Raw genomic sequence first — 17,104 nt, 5'->3', positions numbered from 1 at the left:
GCGACCTGCGCCATGACGCGGGACCGAACCCGGGGGAGCCACGGACCCATGTCGATGCGCAGCCAGGAGCGTCGGGCGTTGCTGCTGGAGGCGCTGAGCGCCGGCGAGATCGACGTCGACGACGTGGCGGCCCGCCTGAAGGTCTCCGCCTCGACGGTCCGCCGCGACCTGCAGCACCTCTCCGCCACCCGGGCCGTGCGCCGGACCTATGGCGGGGCGATCCTGACGCGCCATCCGCCCGAGACCACCCTGACCGAGCGGCTCGCCGTGAACGGTGCCGAGAAGCGGGCGATCGCCCGCGCCGCCCTCGACCTCGTGGCGGACGGCGACACGCTGATCCTCGATGCCGGCTCCACGGTCGCGGCGTTCGGCCAGCTCCTCGCGCGGCGGCGGCTGCGCATCATCACCAACAACCTCGCGCTGCTGCCCTTCCTGGCCGAGGCGCCCGGGCTCGACCTCGTCGTCCTCGGGGGGGCGCTGCGGGCCACCAGCATGAGCACCGTCGGCCCCCTCGCCATCGAGGCCCTGCGCCTGATGACGGCGGACCGCGCGATCGTCAGCGCCGACGGGGTCGTGGCCGGGCGCGGCCTGTGCGAGGCGAGCCTCGACCAGGTCGCCCTCAAGTCCCTGATGATGCGCCAGGCGCGCGAGGTGATCGTGCTGGCCAATGCGGGCAAGCTCGGCCGCGCCGAGCAGACCGCCTGGGCGCCGCTTCCGCGCGACTGGACCCTGGTGACCGATTCCCCCGAACCGCGCGAGCAGCTGCGGCGCCTCGCCGAGGCCGGCGCGCGGATCCACGTGGCGCCCGACCGGGCGGGCTGAGGCCCGAGCCGGCTACCGCCGCCGCGTCTGTCCGAGCTAGGATCGGCCGATCCTGGGCCGGAGGCCGGACGCGTGCAGCGACGCCTGATGAAGTTCCTCCACACGATGGGGGCGACCGGACTGATGGGGGCGATGGCCGCCCTCGTCGTCATGCTCGGCGTGGCGCCGCCGCCGAGCGCCCTCGACGGCTACACCGCGGCGCGGGCCGCCATGGGCGCGGTCGCCACCTGGATCGTCCTGCCGAGCCTGGCGCTGACGCTGGTCTCCGGCCTTCTGGCCATGACCCTGAACCGCGGCTTCCTCAACGCGGGCTGGGCCTGGCTGAAGCTCGCCACCGGGGTGCTGATGTTCGAGGGCGTCCTCGTCTACGTGCAGGGACCGATGCGCCAGGAGGCGGAACAGAGCGCCCTGGCCCTGGCCGGCCGGGTCGATCCCGCCACCCTCGCGGCCACCCTCCGGCCGGAACGCAACACGCTCTGGGTGCTGCTGGCGGTGGCCACGGCCAACGTCGTCCTCGGCGTCTGGCGGCCCCGGCTCCTGCGCCTGCCCCGGTAGCGGATCGCGGTCCGGCCCCGATCCGGGCAGGGCCGCCGCCGGACGGGACGCCCTCGAGTCCCGGCGTGTGTTCAGGCCCGCGTTCTGGCGCCGAGCAAGTCTTCTCATGGAACGCGTCGCCCGACGGCAGGCAAAGGACAGCATCGCGCTACGCGATCGGAGGTCATCCGGCCACAGGCCGAGTCCTGATCAGGACGCGATCAGGTCGGATTCTGGTCCAAGCCGGTAGACGCATCGGGCAACCCGTTTAATCCCGAAAAATCGCACCCGTTTGTAGAATTATTCTGCTTGCACGGGTCTGTGGTATACCAAATAATACACATCTGCTGCCCGGCAAGTGAACCGCAGGATTCGCCTCAGGCGTGCCGGCTGCAATTGAGCATTTCGATCGGGACTCCCAACAAAACGCCTTCCGTCCCAAGCAAAACGAGGAACTCCGCCCATGGCGATGACTGCTGCCGCGCCCCCTATGACGAAGCCGTCCGTCAATCGATGGTTGCAATTGATTCTCGGCGTGGTCTGCATGGTCGCGGCCGCGAACATTCAGTATGCCTGGACGCTCTTCGTCCCCGAGATTCAGAAGACCTTCGGCTGGGATCGCGCGGCGATCCAGGTCGCCTTCACGATCTTCGTCGTGGTCCAGACCTGGCTGACGCCGATCGAGGGCTACTTCATCGACAAGTACGGCCCGAGCCGCGTGGTGCTGTTCGGCGGCCTGATGACCGGCCTCGCCTGGGTGATCAACTCCTACGCCACCTCGCTCACCGGCTTCTATGCCGGCTCGGTGGCGGGCGGCATCGGCGTCGGCTGCGTCTACGCCACCTGCATCAACAACGCCCTCAAGTGGTTCCCGGACAAGCGCGGCCTCGCGGTCGGCCTCACGGCGGGCGGCTACGGCGCGGGCTCGGCGCTGACGATCATCCCGATCGCCAACATGATCTCGCAAGGCAGCTACGCCCAGGCCTTCTTCATCTTCGGCCTGATCCAGGGCGGCATCATCATGCTGGCGGCCCTGGGCCTGCGTGGCCCCGCGAAAGGCGAGGTGGTCTATTCGAGCAAGGTGCTCCAGACCCGTCGCGACTACACCCTGCGCGAGGCCCTGCGCACCCCGGTGTTCTGGGTGATGCTGCTGATGTTCACCTGCACGGTGACGGGCGGCCTCATGGCGGTGGCCCAGCTCGGCGTCATCGCGCAGGATCTCGGCGTGAAGGAATTCCAGGTCAACCTGTACTTCTTCGCCATGGCCGCTCTGCCCTTCGCGCTGATGCTCGACCGGGTGATGAACGGCATCTCGCGCCCGCTCTTCGGCTACGTCTCGGACCGCATCGGCCGCGAGAAGACGATGTTCATCGCCTTCACCATGGAAGGCATCGGCATCGTCGCGCTGGGTTACTTCGGCACGAACCCGTGGGCCTTCGTCATCCTCTCGGGCATCGTGTTCCTGGCCTGGGGCGAGGTCTACTCCCTGTTCAGCGCCACCGCCGCCGACACCTTCGGCTCCAAGCACATCGGCAAGATCTACGGCGTGCTCTACTGCGCCAAGGGCTTCGCCGCCCTGTTCGTGCCGGTGGGCAACCTGCTGATGCAGGCGACCGGGACCTGGGCGACGGTGCTCTACACCGTGGCGGTGATGGACCTCATCGCGGCCTTCCTCGCCATCGCCGTGCTGCGGCCGATGCTGAAGCGCCACCACGCCGCGCAAGGCGTGGCCCAGCCGGCCGGCGCCCTGGCGCACGCCTGACCCGGCCGCGCCCCGGCTCCCGGGCCGGGGCGCCTCCGGGCTCCCAAAGCGAGCCGGGCCGGGAGCCCGGCTCGAAGCCGTCTGCGCCCCGGGCGACACCGAGCCGCCTCGGTCCGCCTTTCCACCGGCAAAGGTTCCGAGATGGCCCTGTCCGTTCTCCTCGCCCTGGTGAGCATCCCCTTCGCGATCGTCGTGCTGCAGACGGCCGACTTCAATCGCGACGTCTTCGCCGTGCTGTACGTGTCCTCCCTCGGCCTCGTCCTCTCGGCCATCCTGCTGGTCGGCGGATACTACCTGCTGCCGCTGCCGCCGATCGTCGCCGAGCCGGTGCACCGATAGGGATGCGCCGGCCGCAGCGCGCCGGGGGGCGGCACGGCCTCGTCCGCTCGGGTCCCCCGCATGAGCCGGGCTTCGGGCCGCCCGACCGCGCTGCAGCATGCGGCATAGGACATTCCGTTGTGCAGTGCGATAAGACGCGGTCGCACCGTCACCGGGGTCCCACGATGCTCTCTCTGTTCGTTCTCAGTCTGGCCGCCGTCGCCGTCGGCCCGATGCTGGCCCTGCTGATCGACGACGAGACGGCCGGACCGTCCGCCGCGGATACCGGCTCCGCGGGCATGTTCGTCGTGCTCAACGACAACGTCCGCGACCCGGTCCGGCGCGCCGCCTGATCCCGCGCCGGGAGATCCGTCGCTGCGACCCGGCCGGCTCGCGGCGCGACGGGTCTTTCATGCCCGGCCCTTTTCACGGAGCAGTCCCTGTTCGTGCGCAGTCCTCGAGGCGACGGGTCAGGGGGTTCTGGGAGCTCTGGCCGCCGCCGCGCGGGCCGGCCTGGCCAGCTTGACGGCCGGAGCCGCGGGCAGCGTCGGCTCCTCGATCGTGAGGGCGCCGCTCTCGTCGTCGAGCACCGGGATCAGGTCGAGGCTGAGGGCGGGGGCGCGCTCGCGGGCGCCGGCGGCCGCGGGCGCCGATGCGGCGCGGGTCGGCGCGGGGTCGGCGACTGCCGCGACGATCGGGGTCACGGATGGGGCCGGCGCCTCGACCGCGGCCCGGGCAACCGGCTCGCCGGCCCAGACCCGGGCCGGGGCGGGTGCCTCGTCCGCGACCGGGTAGGGCGCCTTCACGGTGAGGACGAGGAGGACCGGCAGGGCGAGGACGGCCACGAGGGCGAGGCCCGCGAGGGCACCGGAGCGCATGCCGCGCAGGACCGGATGGGGTGCGGCCTCGGATACCGAGCGCAGCGGTCCGATCCGATGACGGGATGCGCGGCGCCACCGCCGGGGTGGGGCGGGGCGGCGGGACAGGCCGTCGAAAGACTCCACGCCCATGACACAGCGTTGCGAGACCGGGACATTCCGGCAATGGCAAAGTGTTCGCTCACCGATACCGGCAAATCAATCCCTTTTGTCAGTGATGCGTCGGCACGGGGCGACGAATCTCTGATTTCCCGCAGATCAGGCCCCGGCCGCCTCCTGATCGACCAGCCAGACGAGGCGGCCAACACTGCGCAGGTGGCGCGCGGGCAGGTCCTCGCCACGCGCGAGTCGGCGCAGGGGTTCCTGCTTGCCGGCCCCCGTCACGAGGACGAGGGCCTCGCGGGCCGAGGCGAGGGCCGGGAAGGTGAGGGTGATGCGCGGCACGAAGGGGGCGAGCCCCGCCTCCGGCACGGGCGCCGTCCAGGCATGACGCTCGGCCACGGCCGGCTTGCCGGGGAAGAGCGAGGCGGTGTGCCCGTCCTCGCCCAGGCCGAGAAGGACGAGGTCGAACAGGGGACGGGCCGGGTCGAGGACGGCCGCGCCGTAGAAGGCCCGCAGGGTCTCGGCATAGGCCCGCGCGCCCGCCTCCGGCGTGCCGCCCGTCTCCATCCCGTGCAGGTGGCCGTCCGGGATCGGCGCGTCGCCGAAAGCCTCGCGGGCCATGCGGACATTGCTCGCCGCATCCGTCCACGGCACCATCCGGTCGTCGCCGAAGAACCAGTGCAGGCGCTCCCAGGGCAGCCGCGCCCGGTAGTCCGGCCCGCTCAGCCGGGCGTAGAGACGCTTGGGCGTCGAGCCGCCGGAGAGGCAGACCGCGATGGCCGGCCGCTGGGCCGAACCGCAGAGGGCCACCAGGCGTTCGGCGGCGGCCTCCGCCACCGCGTCGGCATCGGGCAGGATCTCGGCGGCCTCGGGCAGGGGGATCATCGGCGCGGAACCTCGATGGGGCGGGACGGGTCCGGGGGCTGCCCCCCGGATGCGCGGGGCGACCGCCGCGGGACTACTTCGGCTCCTGGTGCCCGCCGAAGCCCTTGCGCATGGCCGAGAGCAGCTTGTCGGCGTAGCTCGCCTCCTCGCGGGAGCGGAAGCGCGCGTAGAGGGCGGCCGAGAGCACGTTGGCCGGCACCGATTCCTCGATGGCGGCGTTCAGGGTCCAGCGCCCCTCGCCGGAATCGGCGACGAAGCCGGAGAAGTCGTCGAGGTGCTCGTCCTGGGCCAGGGCCCCGGCGGTGAGGTCGAGGAGCCACGACGAGACCACGCTGCCGCGGCGCCAGACCTCGGCGATGTCGCCGATGTTCAGGGTGAAGCGCTGGGCCTCGGGCAGGTCCTCGGAATCGGCGTGCCGGAGGATGTCGAAGCCCTCGGCATAGGCCTGCATCAGGCCGTACTCGATGCCGTTATGGACCATCTTGACGAAGTGTCCCGCTCCGCTCGGACCGGCATGGATGTAGCCGGCCTCCGCCCGCGGGTCGCGGCCCTCGCGGCCGGGGGTCCTCGGGATGGTGCCGACGCCCGGCGCCAGGGTCCGGAAGATCGGGTCGAGGCGCTCCAGGGCGGCCTTGTCGCCGCCGATCATCATGCAGTAGCCGCGCTCCAGGCCCCAGACGCCGCCGGAGGTGCCCACGTCGACGTAGTGGATGCCGGCGCCCTTCAGCTCGGCGGCGCGGCGGATGTCGTCCTTGTAGAAGGAATTGCCGCCGTCGATGACGACATCGTCCCGGGCCATCAGGCCGCCGAGGGTCTTCACCGTGGCCTCCGTGACGGCACCCGCCGGGAGCATCACCCAGGCGGCGCGGGGGGCGGTGAGCTTGGCGACGAAGTCCTCGACGCTGTCGGCGCCCGTCGCGCCCTCCGCCACCAGGGCGGCGACCGCCTCCGGGTTCTGGTCGAAGACCACCGCCTGGTGCCCGTCCCGCAGCAGCCGGCGGACGATGTTGCCGCCCATCCGGCCGAGGCCGATCATGCCGAGTTGCATCCCGTGTCTCCCGTGCCCGCGACGGCGCACCGGACCCGCGCCCGGCCGTCGCATGCTCCCTCGCCAGCAGGGCTATCGCATTTGGGCGGCGAGGGCGAGGCGGCGGTTCGGCCGCCGCCCCTGCCGCCCGCGCGCGGGTCTCCCCGCGCCGGACGCCGTCGATGCCCCCGCCTCAGGCCGAGGTCGGCCCGACGCCCGGCTCGGCCAGAATCGGGCCGGTCCCGACCTCGGCCGCCTGCGCCTCGACCACGGCGGCGGCCGTGACGTTGACGATGCCGCGGGCCGTCACCGACGGCGACAGGATGTGGGCGGGCTTGGCCGGACCGATGAGCAGGGGTCCGACGGGGAGGGCGTCGGCCAGAACCTTGGCGAACTGGAAGGCGATGTTGGCCGCATCCAGGTTCGGCAGGATCAGCACGTTGGCCGCCCCCTTCAGGCGCGAGGCGGGCATCACCCGGTCGCGGATGATCTCCGACAGGGCGGAATCGGCCTGCATCTCGCCGTCGACCTCGAGGTCGGACCGGCGCTCGCGGATCAGGCCGAGGGCGGTGCGCATCTTCACAGCCGAGCGCGAATCCGACTGACCGAAATCCGAGTGGCTGAGCAGCGCGATCTTCGGGGTCAGGCCGAAGCGGCTGACGTGCTCGGCGCAGGCCACGGCCACGTCCGCGATCTCCTCGGCGCTGGGATCCGGCCGCACGTGGGTGTCGGCGAGGAAGTAGGCGCCCTCCTTGGTGACGATCAGGCTCATGGCGGCGAAGTCGAGTACGCCGGGAGCGAGGCCGATCACGTCGCGGATCACCCGCAGGCGGGTCTCGAAGCGGCCCTCGAGACCGCAAATCAGCGCATCCGCCTCGCCGCGGCGCACCGCGATGGCCCCGATCACGGTGTTGTTGGTGCGCACCAGGGTGCGGGCGGCGTCCGGCGTGATGCCGCGCCGTCCGGCGGCCTCCAGGTAGGTGGCGACGTAGTCGCGGTAGCGCGGATCGTCCTCGGGATCGATCAGGTCGAAATCGACGCCCTGCTTGAGGGAGAGGCCGAAGCGCTTGATCCGGGTCTCGATGACGCGCGGGCGACCCACCAGGATCGGCCGGGCGACCTTGTCCTCGGAGATCGCCTGCGCGGCGCGCAGCACGCGCTCGTCCTCACCCTCGGTGTAGATCACCCGCTTGGGGTTCTCCTTCGCCTTGGAGAAGATCGGCTTCATGATGAAGCCCGAGCGGTGGACGAAGCGGTCGAGGCCGTCGGTATAGGCCTGGACGTTCTCCAGGGGGCGCCCGGCGACGCCCGAATCCATCGCGGCCTGGGCGACGGCCGGGGCGATGCGCAGGATCAGGCGCGGGTCGAACGGGCTCGGGATCAGCGAGCGCGGGCCGAAGGGCCGGGCCTCGCCGCCATAGGCGCGGGCGACCACGTCGGAGGGCGTCTCGCGGGCCAGCGCCGCGATCGCCTTCACGGCGGCCTGCTTCATCTCCTCGTTGATCGAGGTGGCGCCGACGTCGAGGGCGCCCCGGAAGATGTAGGGGAAGCAGAGGACGTTGTTGACCTGGTTGGGGAAGTCCGAGCGCCCGGTGCAGATCATCGCGTCGGGGCGCTTCTCCTGCGCCAGGTCCGGCATGATCTCGGGGTAGGGGTTGGCCAGCGCCATGATCAGCGGCTTGTCCGCCATCTTCTCCAGGTATTCGGGCTTCAGCACGCCGCCGGCCGAGAGGCCGATGAACACGTCGGCGCCCGGGATGACCTCGGCGAGCGTCCGGGCCTCGGTCTCCTGGGCGTAGACGTCCTTCCAGCGGTCCATCAGTTCGGTGCGGCCCTTGTAGACCACGCCCTTGATGTCGGTGACGGTGATGTTCGCGACGCGGGCGCCCAGCGACACCAGCAGGTTGAGGCAGGCCAGCGCGGCGGCTCCGGCGCCCGAGGTGACGATGCGGACGTCGGAGAGCTGCTTGCCGGCGAGTTCCAGACCGTTGAGGACGGCGGCCGCCACGATGATCGCGGTGCCGTGCTGGTCGTCGTGGAAGACCGGGATGTTCATCCGGGCGCGGCACTGCTCCTCGACCTCGAAGCACTCCGGCGCCTTGATGTCCTCGAGGTTGATGCCGCCGAAGGTCGGCTCCAGGGCGCAGACCACGTCGACGAGCTTGGAGACGTCGTGCTGGGCGACCTCGATGTCGAACACGTCGATGCCGGCGAACTTCTTGAACAGGACGGCCTTGCCCTCCATCACCGGCTTCGAGGCCAGCGGCCCGATGTCGCCGAGACCCAGCACGGCGGTGCCGTTGGTCAGCACCGCGACGAGGTTCTGGCGGATGGTGAGGGTGGCGGCCTCCTGCGGATCCTCGTGGATCGCCATGCAGGCGGCGGCGACGCCGGGCGAGTAGGCCAGCGCCAGGTCGCGCTGGTTGCCCAGCGGCTTGGTCGCCTGGATCTCCAGTTTCCCGGGCCGCGGCAGTCGGTGATAGACGAGCGCTCCCGACTTGAGATCGTCGGACATATTGTCGCCCATGGTCGTCCTCCTCAGGATTGCGCGCTGCCCCGGCGTCGGAGCGCGTGTCCCATCATCGGCGGGATTTTCGCTGGGGGCTCCTGTTGCACCGGCTGCCCAGTGGGCGCAACCCGCGCCGGGAGACCCGGATCGACCGTGCCCGCCCGCCGTTCGGACCGGTTTCCCCATCGGCACAAACTCCTATGCCGGGGCCTCCCTGTCGCGTCCGGATCGCGCTCCGACGCTGACGATCGGAGCGTTTTGTTCCATCGCGGCGCCGATCGCGCTCCCGGCCGCATGCGCGGCGGGGGCCGCGGGCGGCCCGGCGTTGCGGCGCCGCGCCGAATCCCGTACCCGCTTGCGTTCGAGATCCCCACCCGACGACGTGAACCGATCCAAGGCCCGCGACGATGTCCGACACGCCCCCCGACCGCCTCGCTGTGAATCCCAACAGCCCGTACTACGACGAGAAGATCCTCGAGCGCGGCATCGGCATCCGCTTCAAGGGCGTCGAGAAGACCAATGTCGAGGAATACTGCGTCAGCGAGGGCTGGGTCCGCCTCTCGGCCGGCAAGACCCTGGACCGCGCCGGCAATCCGATGACGGTGAAGCTCAAGGGCCCCGTGGAGCCGTATTTTCGCGACGACGCTCCGGCCGAGGGCTGAGCCTCAGGCCGACGCGTCCTCCAGCGGGAACGGCGTCGGCTCCCAGCAGGGCTCGATCTTGGTCCCGCGGATGTTGTCCGCCTCCCGGCCGTGCAGGATGTTCGCGAGGGCGGCCCGGTCGCCGGCCAGGAGCGGTTCGGCCACGCTCAGGACCATCCGGCGGCGTTTCTGGACCCAGGGGACATCGGGATACCGGTTTTCGCGAAGCTCCGGCTCCAGGGTTTCATAGAGCGCCCGCGCCGCAACAAGGTCGCCGAGAGCGATGTGGAAGATCAGGCGCATTTCCGGCCATTGCGGCACCTTGCGATCGGTGCCGTCGGTGTAGACCGCCCAGAATGCCGGCAGCGAATCGATCGCGCGAAGCCGGGGCAGCGCTTCCGTCGCGATGACCGAGAGCAGATCCTCGATCATCGTCGGGTCCGTCCAGTCCCAGTATGCCACGCGGGACGATGCAGGACGATGCAGGTAGCCGGAATAGCCGATGCTCGTCAGCGGATCAGAACCCGGTATGAAGGTCTGCAACATCGTCCATTGCGGCGTACACAGGTCCTTGTGCGAACTTCGGTCGATCAGGACGCGCAACGCCACGTGCCGAACCGGAAGCAGCCAGAGATAGTGGGACCCGATCTGTTTCAGGTCGTCAGACTGCGCTGCCAGCGGCCCGAAAACCTGTTTGATCTGCTTGGCGTTCGTCATCGGGACGGCCTTATTTCATTCACGATGATGCGCTGCGTGCCAGGGAAATTGATGGCAACCATCCGTGCGATCTGGGTGGCACGTAGCGCTGCCAGGCCGCTCTTGCCGGTCCTGAAATCAGAGACGGAGTCATCGAGGATACCCTGAACCTCGCCACGACGCGGACAGGCGGCGTCCAATTCCGCTTGGTCGACCCGACCGACCCACATCGCCGGATTGTTCGCATCTGCCCCGGGCTCATACGCGCTGGCCGGCGCCTCGAAGATCGCAGTTCCGTCGCGGTTCTTCCGGAGAGAGAGAGAACCGAGAGCAAGGCCAATGCGGCCTCGACGGTCGCCTTAATCCGTGAGCTGGAAGAGCCCGGGGCTCTCGCATTCTGGACGAAGGCCTCCGGCTCCACCTGACCATTGACCAGGGTGGCGCGCGACAGGAACTCGCCCATCTCGCCGTCGCGGATGGTCTGGGTCCGCCCCTCCATCTCGAAGAGGGTTCGGGTCCCGTCCGACGCGACGACGACGTGTCGCTCGTCCCAGGTCTCGGAGGGCCGGCTGCGCATCCGCAGCGAGAGCACCCGCGAGCCATCATCGGCGGCGACCTCCTGCCCGCCGTCTCCAGAGATCCATTGCCCGGCCCCGGTCTCGCCGGCGGGCGTCCGGGGCTGATCGGGATCGTATTTCCGGAAGAGGAGATGCTCGACGCGGAGCAGGCCGAGTTCGACCCTCAGGGCCGCGAGGTCATGGGGGAGTTTCGCGCGTTCCGCGCTCTCACGACCTGACAACGACATGGGCGGTGCTCCAGAGAGATTGAGCGACCGGCCCATTTCTCTCACGGAATCACCGAAATATCAATAAAAACCTATTTTAGCTTTATATTCAAAGACTGAGAAGGTCAGTCCGCGCTGACCCCGAGCACCCGCTCCCGCTTCGCCCGCTCACCGGCGAAATTCCGCACTGCCACGGCCACCGCCTCCGCCAGCGCCGCCTCGGAGGTCGGGTCGCGCAGGACGAGGCTGGTGACGGCGTCGGGGTGGTTCCGGCGCTGCTTCGGAGTGCGGGCGTGGTTCGAGACCCGCAGGGCGAAGGCGCAGGCCTCGGGCTTCAGGTAGACGCTGTCGCCCCGGGTGTTGCGGGCCACCACCGCGAAGCCCTGCGCCGTGAGGATCGCCACGGCGCGGACCAGGGCCTCGGCCGGACGGAGGAGGTGGCTCATGCGCGCCTCAGCGGGGCCTTCCCCGCGCGGGGAAGGCCGGTCTCGTCGCCTCAGGCGCCCTTCTCGGGCAGGTTGAGGCGGATGTGGAGCTCGCGCAGCTGCTTCGGCGTGGCCTCGGCCGGCGCCCCCATCATCAGGTCCTCGGCGCGCTGGTTCATGGGGAACAGCACGACCTCGCGCAGGTTCTGCTCGCCGCAGAGCAGCATGACGATGCGGTCGATGCCCGGCGCGATGCCGCCGTGCGGGGGCGCGCCGAGCTTCAGCGCGTTGAGCATGCCGCCGAACTTCTCCTCCAGCACCTCGACGCCGTAGCCGGCGATGCCGAAGGCCTTCTCCATCACGTCGGGGCGATGGTTGCGGATCGCGCCCGAGGACAGCTCGGTGCCGTTGCAGACGATGTCGTACTGGAACGCCTTGATGTTCAGGATCGTCTCGGCATCCGACGGGTCGAGGGCGAGGAACGCCTCCCGGTCGAAGTTCGGCATCGAGAACGGGTTGTGCGAGAAGTCGATCCGCTTCTCGTCCTCGTTCCACTCGTACATCGGGAAGTCGGTGATCCAGCAGAACGCGTACTGGTCCTTGTCGGAGAGGTTCAGCTCGTCGCCGATGCGGATGCGGGCCTTGCCGGCGAGCGCGGCCGCCTTGGCCTCGGTGCCGGCCGAGAAGAACACCGCGTCGCCGGCCTTGGTGCCGGTCTTCTCGGCGATCAGCGCCTGGACCTCGGCGGGGATGAACTTGGCGATCGGACCCTTGCCGGTCAGCGTGCCGGCGTCGTCCTCGAAGATGATGTAGCCGAGGCCCGGCGCGCCCTCGGCGCGGGCGAAGTCGTTGAGCCTGTCGAAGAACGAGCGCGGCTGGCCCGCCGCCCCCGTGGCGGGGATCGCCCGGACCACGCCGCCGGACGCGATCACGCCCTTGAAGGCCTTGAAGGCCACGTCCTCGCGGGCGAACGCGTCCGTCACGTCGGCGATCACCAGCGGGTTGCGCAGGTCGGGCTTGTCGACGCCGTATTTCAGCATCGCCTCGGCGTAGGGGATGCGCGGGAAGGTGCCCGTCACGCGCTTGCCGTCCGCGAATTCCTCGAAGACCGAGCGCAGCACCGGCTCCACCGCCTGGAACACGTCCTCCTGGGTGACGAAGCTCATCTCGATGTCGAGCTGGTAGAACTCGCCCGGGGAGCGATCCGCCCGCGCGTCCTCGTCGCGGAAGCAGGGCGCGATCTGGAAGTAGCGGTCGAAGCCCGCGATCATGGTGAGCTGCTTGAACTGCTGCGGGGCCTGCGGCAGCGCGTAGAACTTGCCCGGGTGGACGCGGGACGGGACGAGGTAGTCGCGCGCGCCCTCCGGCGAGGAGGCGGTGAGGATCGGCGTCTGGAACTCGAAGAAGCCGCCGTCCCGCATGCGCCGGCGCAGGCTGTCGATGATCGCGCCCCGCTTCATGATGTTGGCGTGCAGCTTCTCGCGCCGCAGGTCGAGGAAGCGGTACTTGAGCCGGGTCTCCTCCGGGTAGTCGAGGTCGCCGAAGACCGGCATCGGCAATTCGCCCGCGGGGCCGAGCACCTCGAGGTCGTCGATGTAGACCTCCAGCGTGCCGGTCGGCAGGTCCGGGTTCTCGGTGCCGGCGGGGCGGGTGCGGACCCGGCCGTCGATGCGGATGACCCATTCCGAGCGCGCCGCGTCGGCGGCCTGGAAGGCCTTCGAATCCGAATCCACCACGCATTGCGTCAGGCCGTAATGGTCGCGCAGGTCGATGAACAGCACGCCGCCATGGTCGCGGATGCGGTGGCACCAGCCGGAGAGGCGGACGCTCTGGCCGACATCGGACGCCCGGAGCGCCCCGCAGGTATGGGTCCGGTAACGGTGCATGACGGGCTGCTGCATAACGGGCTGACGGATCACGGGCTTTGGGGATTGAGCGGCGCACCATTCACGCGGGGGAGGTGAAGTCAAGGCGAGGCCGATGCGCCGGCGGGGCGCGAAGGCCGCCGGAACGCGGCGGACGCGGCCCCGCCCCCTTCCGGAATCACCCGGCGATTCCCATATCAATCCTATGAATTCCAACGCTTTTTTCGACATTCTGCGGCAGGCCGGGGCGGAGGCTGCCGAGCCCGCTCCCGGAGCCGCCGCCGCGCCCGCGACGGGCGAGCGGCGGACTCGCGAGCGACAGGAGGGCCAGTGGCGCGTCCTGCCCCTCGAGGGCACCTTCGAGATCGTCTACGAGGATTCGCGCGGGGCCTGGAGCACCCGGCGGGTCGAGGCGCGCGAGCTGAAGCTCGGGCCGGGCCGGACGCTTCTGGGCGGCATCGACCGGGGCCGCGGCGGCTATCGGGGCTTTCGCGCCGACCGCATCCGCCGCCTCGCCGATCCGGCGGGCGCGACGCGGATCGAGGCCGGGATCCTGGACTGGCTCCTCGCCCGCGCCGAGACGCAGCGCCGCGCGCGCGCGGCTCAGGTCCGGGCGCTGGCGTCGCGCCGGCATGGGGCCAAACCGCGCGCGTTCGCCGCGTAACGGTGTGCGGGGCCTCGAATTCTGGTGAGGGGGTCCGGCGTCCCTCGCCTGGGGCGAGAACCTTCGGTATAGCCGATTCATGGATCTGATCGCCACCACTGCGGCCCTGGCCGAGGCCTGCACCCGCCTGTCCGCCCATCCCTTCGTGACCGTCGACACGGAGTTCATGCGCGAGACGACCTACTACCCCAAGCTCTGCCTCATCCAGATGGCGGCGCCGGACGGGACCGGCGTCCTCGTGGACCCGCTCTCGCCCGACCTCGACCTCGCGCCGTTCTTCGCGCTGATGGGCGACGAGGGCGTGGTGAAGGTGTTCCATTCCGCCCGCCAGGACCTGGAGATCATCTGGCTCCTCGGGGGCCTGCTGCCGCAGCCCTTCTTCGACACCCAGGTCGCCGCCATGGTCTGCGGCTACGGCGACTCGGTCTCCTACGAGCAGCTCGTCAACGACGTGGCCAAGGCCAAGATCGACAAGTCCTCGCGCTTCACCGACTGGTCGCGCCGGCCGCTCTCGGACGCCCAGCTCAGCTACGCCCTCTCGGACGTCACCCACCTGGTGAAGGTCTACGAGGTGCTGGCGGGCCAGCTCCTCTCCACCGACCGGGGCGAGTGGCTCGACGAGGAGATGAGCGTGCTCACCTCGCCGGAGACCTACCGGGCCGATCCGGGTTCGGCCTGGCGCCGCCTCTCGGGCCGGATGCGCAAGCCCCGCGAGATCGCGGTGCTGATGGAGGTCGCCGCCTGGCGCGAGCGGGAGGCCCAGAGCCGCAACGTGCCGCGCGGGCGCATCCTCAAGGACGAGGCGGTGATCGACGTCGCCACCTCGGCCCCGCGCGGCGTCGAGGCCTTGGGGCGCCTGCGCTCGATTCCCGCCGGCTTCGAGCGCTCGCGCACCGGCACCGACATCCTCGCGGCGGTGGAGCGGGGCTTCGCCCGCGACCTCTCGGAGATCGCGCTGCCCGAGCGCACCCGCAGCCGGGGCGGCAACGGGGCGCTGGTCGAACTGCTCAAGGTCCTGCTGAAGGCCGTGTGCGAGACCGAAGGGGTCGCCCCGAAGATCATCGCCACGGTGGACGACCTGGAGGCCATCGCCGAGGACGACGACGCCGACGTGGCCGTGCTGCACGGCTGGCGCCGGGCGCTGTTCGGCGAGAAGGCGCTCGCCCTCAAGAGCGGCCGCCTCGCCCTCTCGGCCGAGCGCGGCCGGGTCGTGGTGCGCGAGCTGGCGTGAGCCGCCAGCCCCGTTTCCGTTCGCCTTGGCTTAGTTAGCCTTGGCGTTGACCTCGAGCCGGTCGAACAGGGCGGCCGGGGTCGGGGCGGCGCTGAATTCCAGCATGCCGATTCCGGCGGCGTTCTTCGGCCGCAGGCTGACCGAGAGGGTGCCGGGCTTGGTCACGAACTGGCCCATCGCGGCGCCGATGGCCTTGGCGCCCACGGAGTTGCCGAGGATCGCGGGCACGCCGAACACGCTCGCGGTGACGTATTCCTGCTTCAGTTCCTCGGGCTTGAGGCTGAGCACCTTCGATTGTGCGGCGATGAAGCGGTCGAACAGGCCGGTATTCTCGATGGTCAGGTCGAGGGCCTTGGCGGTGGCCGACAGCATGGCGAAGCTCGACACCGCCATGTCCGGGTTGAACACCTCCGGGCCGATGCCGCCGATCATGCCGTTGATGCGCAGGCTGCCCATGTCCTTGCCGGAGACCGAGACCTCGCCGAGCTTGAGCTCGCGGGCGGCCTCGTCCCAGGAGGTGTCGGCCACCACGGCGAGGTCGAGGTCGCTGTAGCCGTAGAGGCCGAGGGAGCCGAGGCCGGGCACCCCGGCGACCGCCGAGGCCGGCAGGGTCAGGCCCGACAGGCTGAGGCGCCCGGCGGTCGGCACGCCGTCGCGCGGAGGCGCGAAGTTCATCGAACCGTCGCGCAGGCCGACATGGGTCGGGCCGGGCACCGCCTTGTCGGCGGGATCGCGCGGCGCCTTCGCCTCGGCCGGAAGGTCGAGGCTGAGATCCTTCAGGGCCAGGGTGCCGAAGGCCGGCGTCAGCAGGCGCAGCTCGGAATCCGAGGGCGGCGCGGTCAGGGCGGAGAGCTTGCGCAGGGCCGCGACCGTCGGGCCGAGGGAGAAGCCGTCCAGCGAGAGGCGCGCGAGGCGGGCCTTGGCGCCGTCCACGCCCGCGAAGGCGATGTCCTCCAGGAGGAGGCCGGCGCCGGTCATCCCGAGGCGGGCGATGCCGAGGCTGAAGGCGTCGCGGGGCTTGGCCTCCTGGACGCTGAGGCCGGTGGCCTCCAGGGAGCCCACCGAGACCGCCTCGGCGAGGTCGGCCCCGAGGCTCATCAGCCGCGCGCGCTCGGGCGGCGCGAGCCGCTCGTAGTCGACGGCCGTGAAGGCCTGGAGCGCGCCCGTCCAGGTCGCCGGGATCTGGCGGCCGCTGAGGTCGCGGCCCTCGATCCGGGCGATCTTCACCGCGGTGCCCCGGGCATCCACGTAGGCGATGTCGTCGACCGCGAAGGTGGCGTAGATCCGCTGCAGGGCGCTCTTGCCGTCGCCCGGCTCGCCGTAGAGGCGGGCCAGCACGGTGAGGTCGAGGTCGGTGGCGCGCATCCGGCCGTAGGTGCCGGTGCCCTTCTGGGGACCCCCTTCGAGGAGGATCGAGGCTCCGGCGGCGGTGAGTTCGGCGACGCGCCCGGCGCGAACGTCGCGGGCGACCACGTCGCGATAGGTGACGACCGGCGTCGCCCCGGCCGCGCCGGTGCGCTCCACCCGCAATTCGGGCAGCGCCAGGCTCGCGGCGTCCAGGCGCACGAGGCGGGAGGCCCAGGATTCGCCGGGGCCGGGCTTCAGCAGGGCGGTGAGCTCGTCCTTCGAGAGACGGGTGCCGCTGGCGGTGAGGCGCGGCGCCCTGAGCACCGTGTCGCCGAAGGTCAGGGTCACGTCCTGAAGCGTGACGTCCTGGACCGCCGAGGCCGCCTCCTGGGCCTGCGCCGCACCGGGCTGCAGGGCGCCCCCCGCACCGAGGAGGACGAGGACGCAGGCCGAGGCACCGGTCGCCCACGCGAGGAGGGGGCGGCCTTTCGAGCAGGTCATGGGCTTATCCGGATCGCTGGCGAAGAGGCGCTTTCAGGGGAAAGGCCCGGAGGCGTCTGGGAGAGGGCCCATCCGTGCCGCAGTTTCACGCGCGAGGCAATCGCGGGAGCCGC

Annotated in this window: 17 protein-coding genes; 9 read left to right on the top strand and 8 right to left on the bottom strand. The window is 70.7% G+C overall.

Annotated features, from left to right (window positions below; translation table 11 throughout):
* Window positions 1-48: 48 nt before the first annotated feature.
* From ACLBWX_RS10755 to ACLBWX_RS10735, 5 genes are all read left to right on the top strand, one after another.
* The gene (locus ACLBWX_RS10755) at window positions 49-822 is read left to right on the top strand and encodes a DeoR/GlpR family DNA-binding transcription regulator (RefSeq protein WP_447677053.1); all 774 of its coding nucleotides are present in this window, start codon (window positions 49-51) and stop codon (window positions 820-822) included.
* A gap of 87 nt (window positions 823-909) precedes the next feature.
* A complete protein-coding gene (locus ACLBWX_RS10750; RefSeq protein ID WP_447677110.1) occupies window positions 910-1,377 on the top strand; it encodes a hypothetical protein in 468 nt (155 codons plus the stop codon).
* A 469-nt stretch (window positions 1,378-1,846) separates the two neighbouring features.
* Window positions 1,847-3,118: an oxalate/formate MFS antiporter gene (gene oxlT, locus ACLBWX_RS10745; protein ID WP_447677109.1), complete on the top strand. Its 1,272-nt coding sequence runs from the start codon at window positions 1,847-1,849 to the stop codon at window positions 3,116-3,118.
* 141 nt (window positions 3,119-3,259) lie between these two features.
* The gene (locus ACLBWX_RS10740) at window positions 3,260-3,457 is read left to right on the top strand and encodes a hypothetical protein (protein ID WP_447677052.1); all 198 of its coding nucleotides are present in this window, start codon (window positions 3,260-3,262) and stop codon (window positions 3,455-3,457) included.
* 164 nt (window positions 3,458-3,621) lie between these two features.
* Window positions 3,622-3,789, top strand: coding sequence for a hypothetical protein (locus ACLBWX_RS10735; protein ID WP_447677051.1), 168 nt, complete (start codon window positions 3,622-3,624; stop codon window positions 3,787-3,789).
* A 117-nt stretch (window positions 3,790-3,906) separates the two neighbouring features.
* Here ACLBWX_RS10735 and ACLBWX_RS10730 read toward each other — a convergent pair whose 3' ends face one another.
* The 4 genes from ACLBWX_RS10730 to ACLBWX_RS10715 all read right to left on the bottom strand — a co-directional run bounded on the left by ACLBWX_RS10730 (window position 3,907) and on the right by ACLBWX_RS10715 (window position 8,855).
* The gene (locus ACLBWX_RS10730; protein WP_447677050.1) at window positions 3,907-4,314 is read right to left on the bottom strand and encodes a hypothetical protein; all 408 of its coding nucleotides are present in this window, start codon (window positions 4,312-4,314) and stop codon (window positions 3,907-3,909) included.
* A gap of 258 nt (window positions 4,315-4,572) precedes the next feature.
* Window positions 4,573-5,301: a 6-phosphogluconolactonase gene (pgl, locus tag ACLBWX_RS10725; protein WP_447677049.1), complete on the bottom strand. Its 729-nt coding sequence runs from the start codon at window positions 5,299-5,301 to the stop codon at window positions 4,573-4,575.
* A gap of 73 nt (window positions 5,302-5,374) precedes the next feature.
* Complete coding sequence (gene gnd / locus ACLBWX_RS10720) at window positions 5,375-6,349, bottom strand: phosphogluconate dehydrogenase (NAD(+)-dependent, decarboxylating) (protein WP_447677048.1); 975 nt, start codon at window positions 6,347-6,349, stop codon at window positions 5,375-5,377.
* 172 nt (window positions 6,350-6,521) lie between these two features.
* On the bottom strand, window positions 6,522-8,855 hold the full coding sequence (locus ACLBWX_RS10715) for an NADP-dependent malic enzyme (protein ID WP_447677047.1): 2,334 nt from the start codon (window positions 8,853-8,855) through the stop codon (window positions 6,522-6,524).
* A 389-nt stretch (window positions 8,856-9,244) separates the two neighbouring features.
* Here ACLBWX_RS10715 and ACLBWX_RS10710 point away from each other — a divergent pair, with 389 nt between their 5' ends.
* Complete coding sequence (locus ACLBWX_RS10710) at window positions 9,245-9,499, top strand: DUF3297 family protein (RefSeq protein ID WP_055950921.1); 255 nt, start codon at window positions 9,245-9,247, stop codon at window positions 9,497-9,499.
* 3 nt (window positions 9,500-9,502) lie between these two features.
* Here the strand turns inward: ACLBWX_RS10710 and ACLBWX_RS10705 are convergent, their stop codons facing one another.
* Window positions 9,503-10,195, bottom strand: a complete 693-nt coding sequence (locus ACLBWX_RS10705; RefSeq protein WP_447677046.1) for a hypothetical protein — start codon at window positions 10,193-10,195, stop codon at window positions 9,503-9,505.
* 517 nt (window positions 10,196-10,712) lie between these two features.
* On the opposite strand from ACLBWX_RS10705, the gene ACLBWX_RS10700 reads away from it, so the two are divergent.
* Window positions 10,713-10,970 (top strand): hypothetical protein, encoded by a 258-nt coding sequence (locus tag ACLBWX_RS10700; RefSeq protein ID WP_447677045.1) that lies wholly within the window; start codon window positions 10,713-10,715, stop codon window positions 10,968-10,970.
* A 113-nt stretch (window positions 10,971-11,083) separates the two neighbouring features.
* Here ACLBWX_RS10700 and ACLBWX_RS10695 read toward each other — a convergent pair whose 3' ends face one another.
* Window positions 11,084-11,404: a hypothetical protein gene (locus ACLBWX_RS10695; protein WP_447677044.1), complete on the bottom strand. Its 321-nt coding sequence runs from the start codon at window positions 11,402-11,404 to the stop codon at window positions 11,084-11,086.
* Between the two features lie 50 nt (window positions 11,405-11,454).
* The gene (gene aspS / locus ACLBWX_RS10690; RefSeq protein ID WP_447677043.1) at window positions 11,455-13,269 is read right to left on the bottom strand and encodes an aspartate--tRNA ligase; all 1,815 of its coding nucleotides are present in this window, start codon (window positions 13,267-13,269) and stop codon (window positions 11,455-11,457) included.
* A 184-nt stretch (window positions 13,270-13,453) separates the two neighbouring features.
* Here aspS and ACLBWX_RS10685 point away from each other — a divergent pair, with 184 nt between their 5' ends.
* The gene (locus tag ACLBWX_RS10685) at window positions 13,454-13,912 is read left to right on the top strand and encodes a hypothetical protein (protein ID WP_447677042.1); all 459 of its coding nucleotides are present in this window, start codon (window positions 13,454-13,456) and stop codon (window positions 13,910-13,912) included.
* A 79-nt stretch (window positions 13,913-13,991) separates the two neighbouring features.
* Window positions 13,992-15,143: a ribonuclease D gene (rnd, locus tag ACLBWX_RS10680; protein WP_447677041.1), complete on the top strand. Its 1,152-nt coding sequence runs from the start codon at window positions 13,992-13,994 to the stop codon at window positions 15,141-15,143.
* Between the two features lie 30 nt (window positions 15,144-15,173).
* Here the strand turns inward: rnd and ACLBWX_RS10675 are convergent, their stop codons facing one another.
* The gene (locus ACLBWX_RS10675) at window positions 15,174-16,991 is read right to left on the bottom strand and encodes a hypothetical protein (protein ID WP_447677040.1); all 1,818 of its coding nucleotides are present in this window, start codon (window positions 16,989-16,991) and stop codon (window positions 15,174-15,176) included.
* Window positions 16,992-17,104 lie beyond the last annotated feature (113 nt).

Source organism: Methylobacterium sp. M6A4_1b, from assembly GCF_053345175.1.
This window is presented reverse-complemented; position numbering and strand designations above follow the sequence as displayed.

What these genes read in the sequence shown, in the direction of transcription:
- ACLBWX_RS10755 (WP_447677053.1), top strand. Translation starts at nt 49, where the DNA reads ATGTCGATGCGCAGCCAGGAGCGTCGGGCGTTGCTGCTGGAGGCGCTG.
- ACLBWX_RS10750 (WP_447677110.1), top strand. Translation starts at nt 910, where the DNA reads ATGAAGTTCCTCCACACGATGGGGGCGACCGGACTGATGGGGGCGATG.
- oxlT (WP_447677109.1), top strand. Translation starts at nt 1,847, where the DNA reads ATGACGAAGCCGTCCGTCAATCGATGGTTGCAATTGATTCTCGGCGTG.
- ACLBWX_RS10740 (WP_447677052.1), top strand. Translation starts at nt 3,260, where the DNA reads ATGGCCCTGTCCGTTCTCCTCGCCCTGGTGAGCATCCCCTTCGCGATC.
- ACLBWX_RS10735 (WP_447677051.1), top strand. Translation starts at nt 3,622, where the DNA reads ATGCTCTCTCTGTTCGTTCTCAGTCTGGCCGCCGTCGCCGTCGGCCCG.
- ACLBWX_RS10730 (WP_447677050.1), bottom strand. Translation starts at nt 4,314, where the DNA reads ATGCGCTCCGGTGCCCTCGCGGGCCTCGCCCTCGTGGCCGTCCTCGCC.
- pgl (WP_447677049.1), bottom strand. Translation starts at nt 5,301, where the DNA reads ATGATCCCCCTGCCCGAGGCCGCCGAGATCCTGCCCGATGCCGACGCG.
- gnd (WP_447677048.1), bottom strand. Translation starts at nt 6,349, where the DNA reads ATGCAACTCGGCATGATCGGCCTCGGCCGGATGGGCGGCAACATCGTC.
- ACLBWX_RS10715 (WP_447677047.1), bottom strand. Translation starts at nt 8,855, where the DNA reads ATGGGCGACAATATGTCCGACGATCTCAAGTCGGGAGCGCTCGTCTAT.
- ACLBWX_RS10710 (WP_055950921.1), top strand. Translation starts at nt 9,245, where the DNA reads ATGTCCGACACGCCCCCCGACCGCCTCGCTGTGAATCCCAACAGCCCG.
- ACLBWX_RS10705 (WP_447677046.1), bottom strand. Translation starts at nt 10,195, where the DNA reads ATGACGAACGCCAAGCAGATCAAACAGGTTTTCGGGCCGCTGGCAGCG.
- ACLBWX_RS10695 (WP_447677044.1), bottom strand. Translation starts at nt 11,404, where the DNA reads ATGAGCCACCTCCTCCGTCCGGCCGAGGCCCTGGTCCGCGCCGTGGCG.
- aspS (WP_447677043.1), bottom strand. Translation starts at nt 13,269, where the DNA reads ATGCACCGTTACCGGACCCATACCTGCGGGGCGCTCCGGGCGTCCGAT.
- ACLBWX_RS10685 (WP_447677042.1), top strand. Translation starts at nt 13,454, where the DNA reads ATGAATTCCAACGCTTTTTTCGACATTCTGCGGCAGGCCGGGGCGGAG.
- rnd (WP_447677041.1), top strand. Translation starts at nt 13,992, where the DNA reads ATGGATCTGATCGCCACCACTGCGGCCCTGGCCGAGGCCTGCACCCGC.
- ACLBWX_RS10675 (WP_447677040.1), bottom strand. Translation starts at nt 16,991, where the DNA reads ATGACCTGCTCGAAAGGCCGCCCCCTCCTCGCGTGGGCGACCGGTGCC.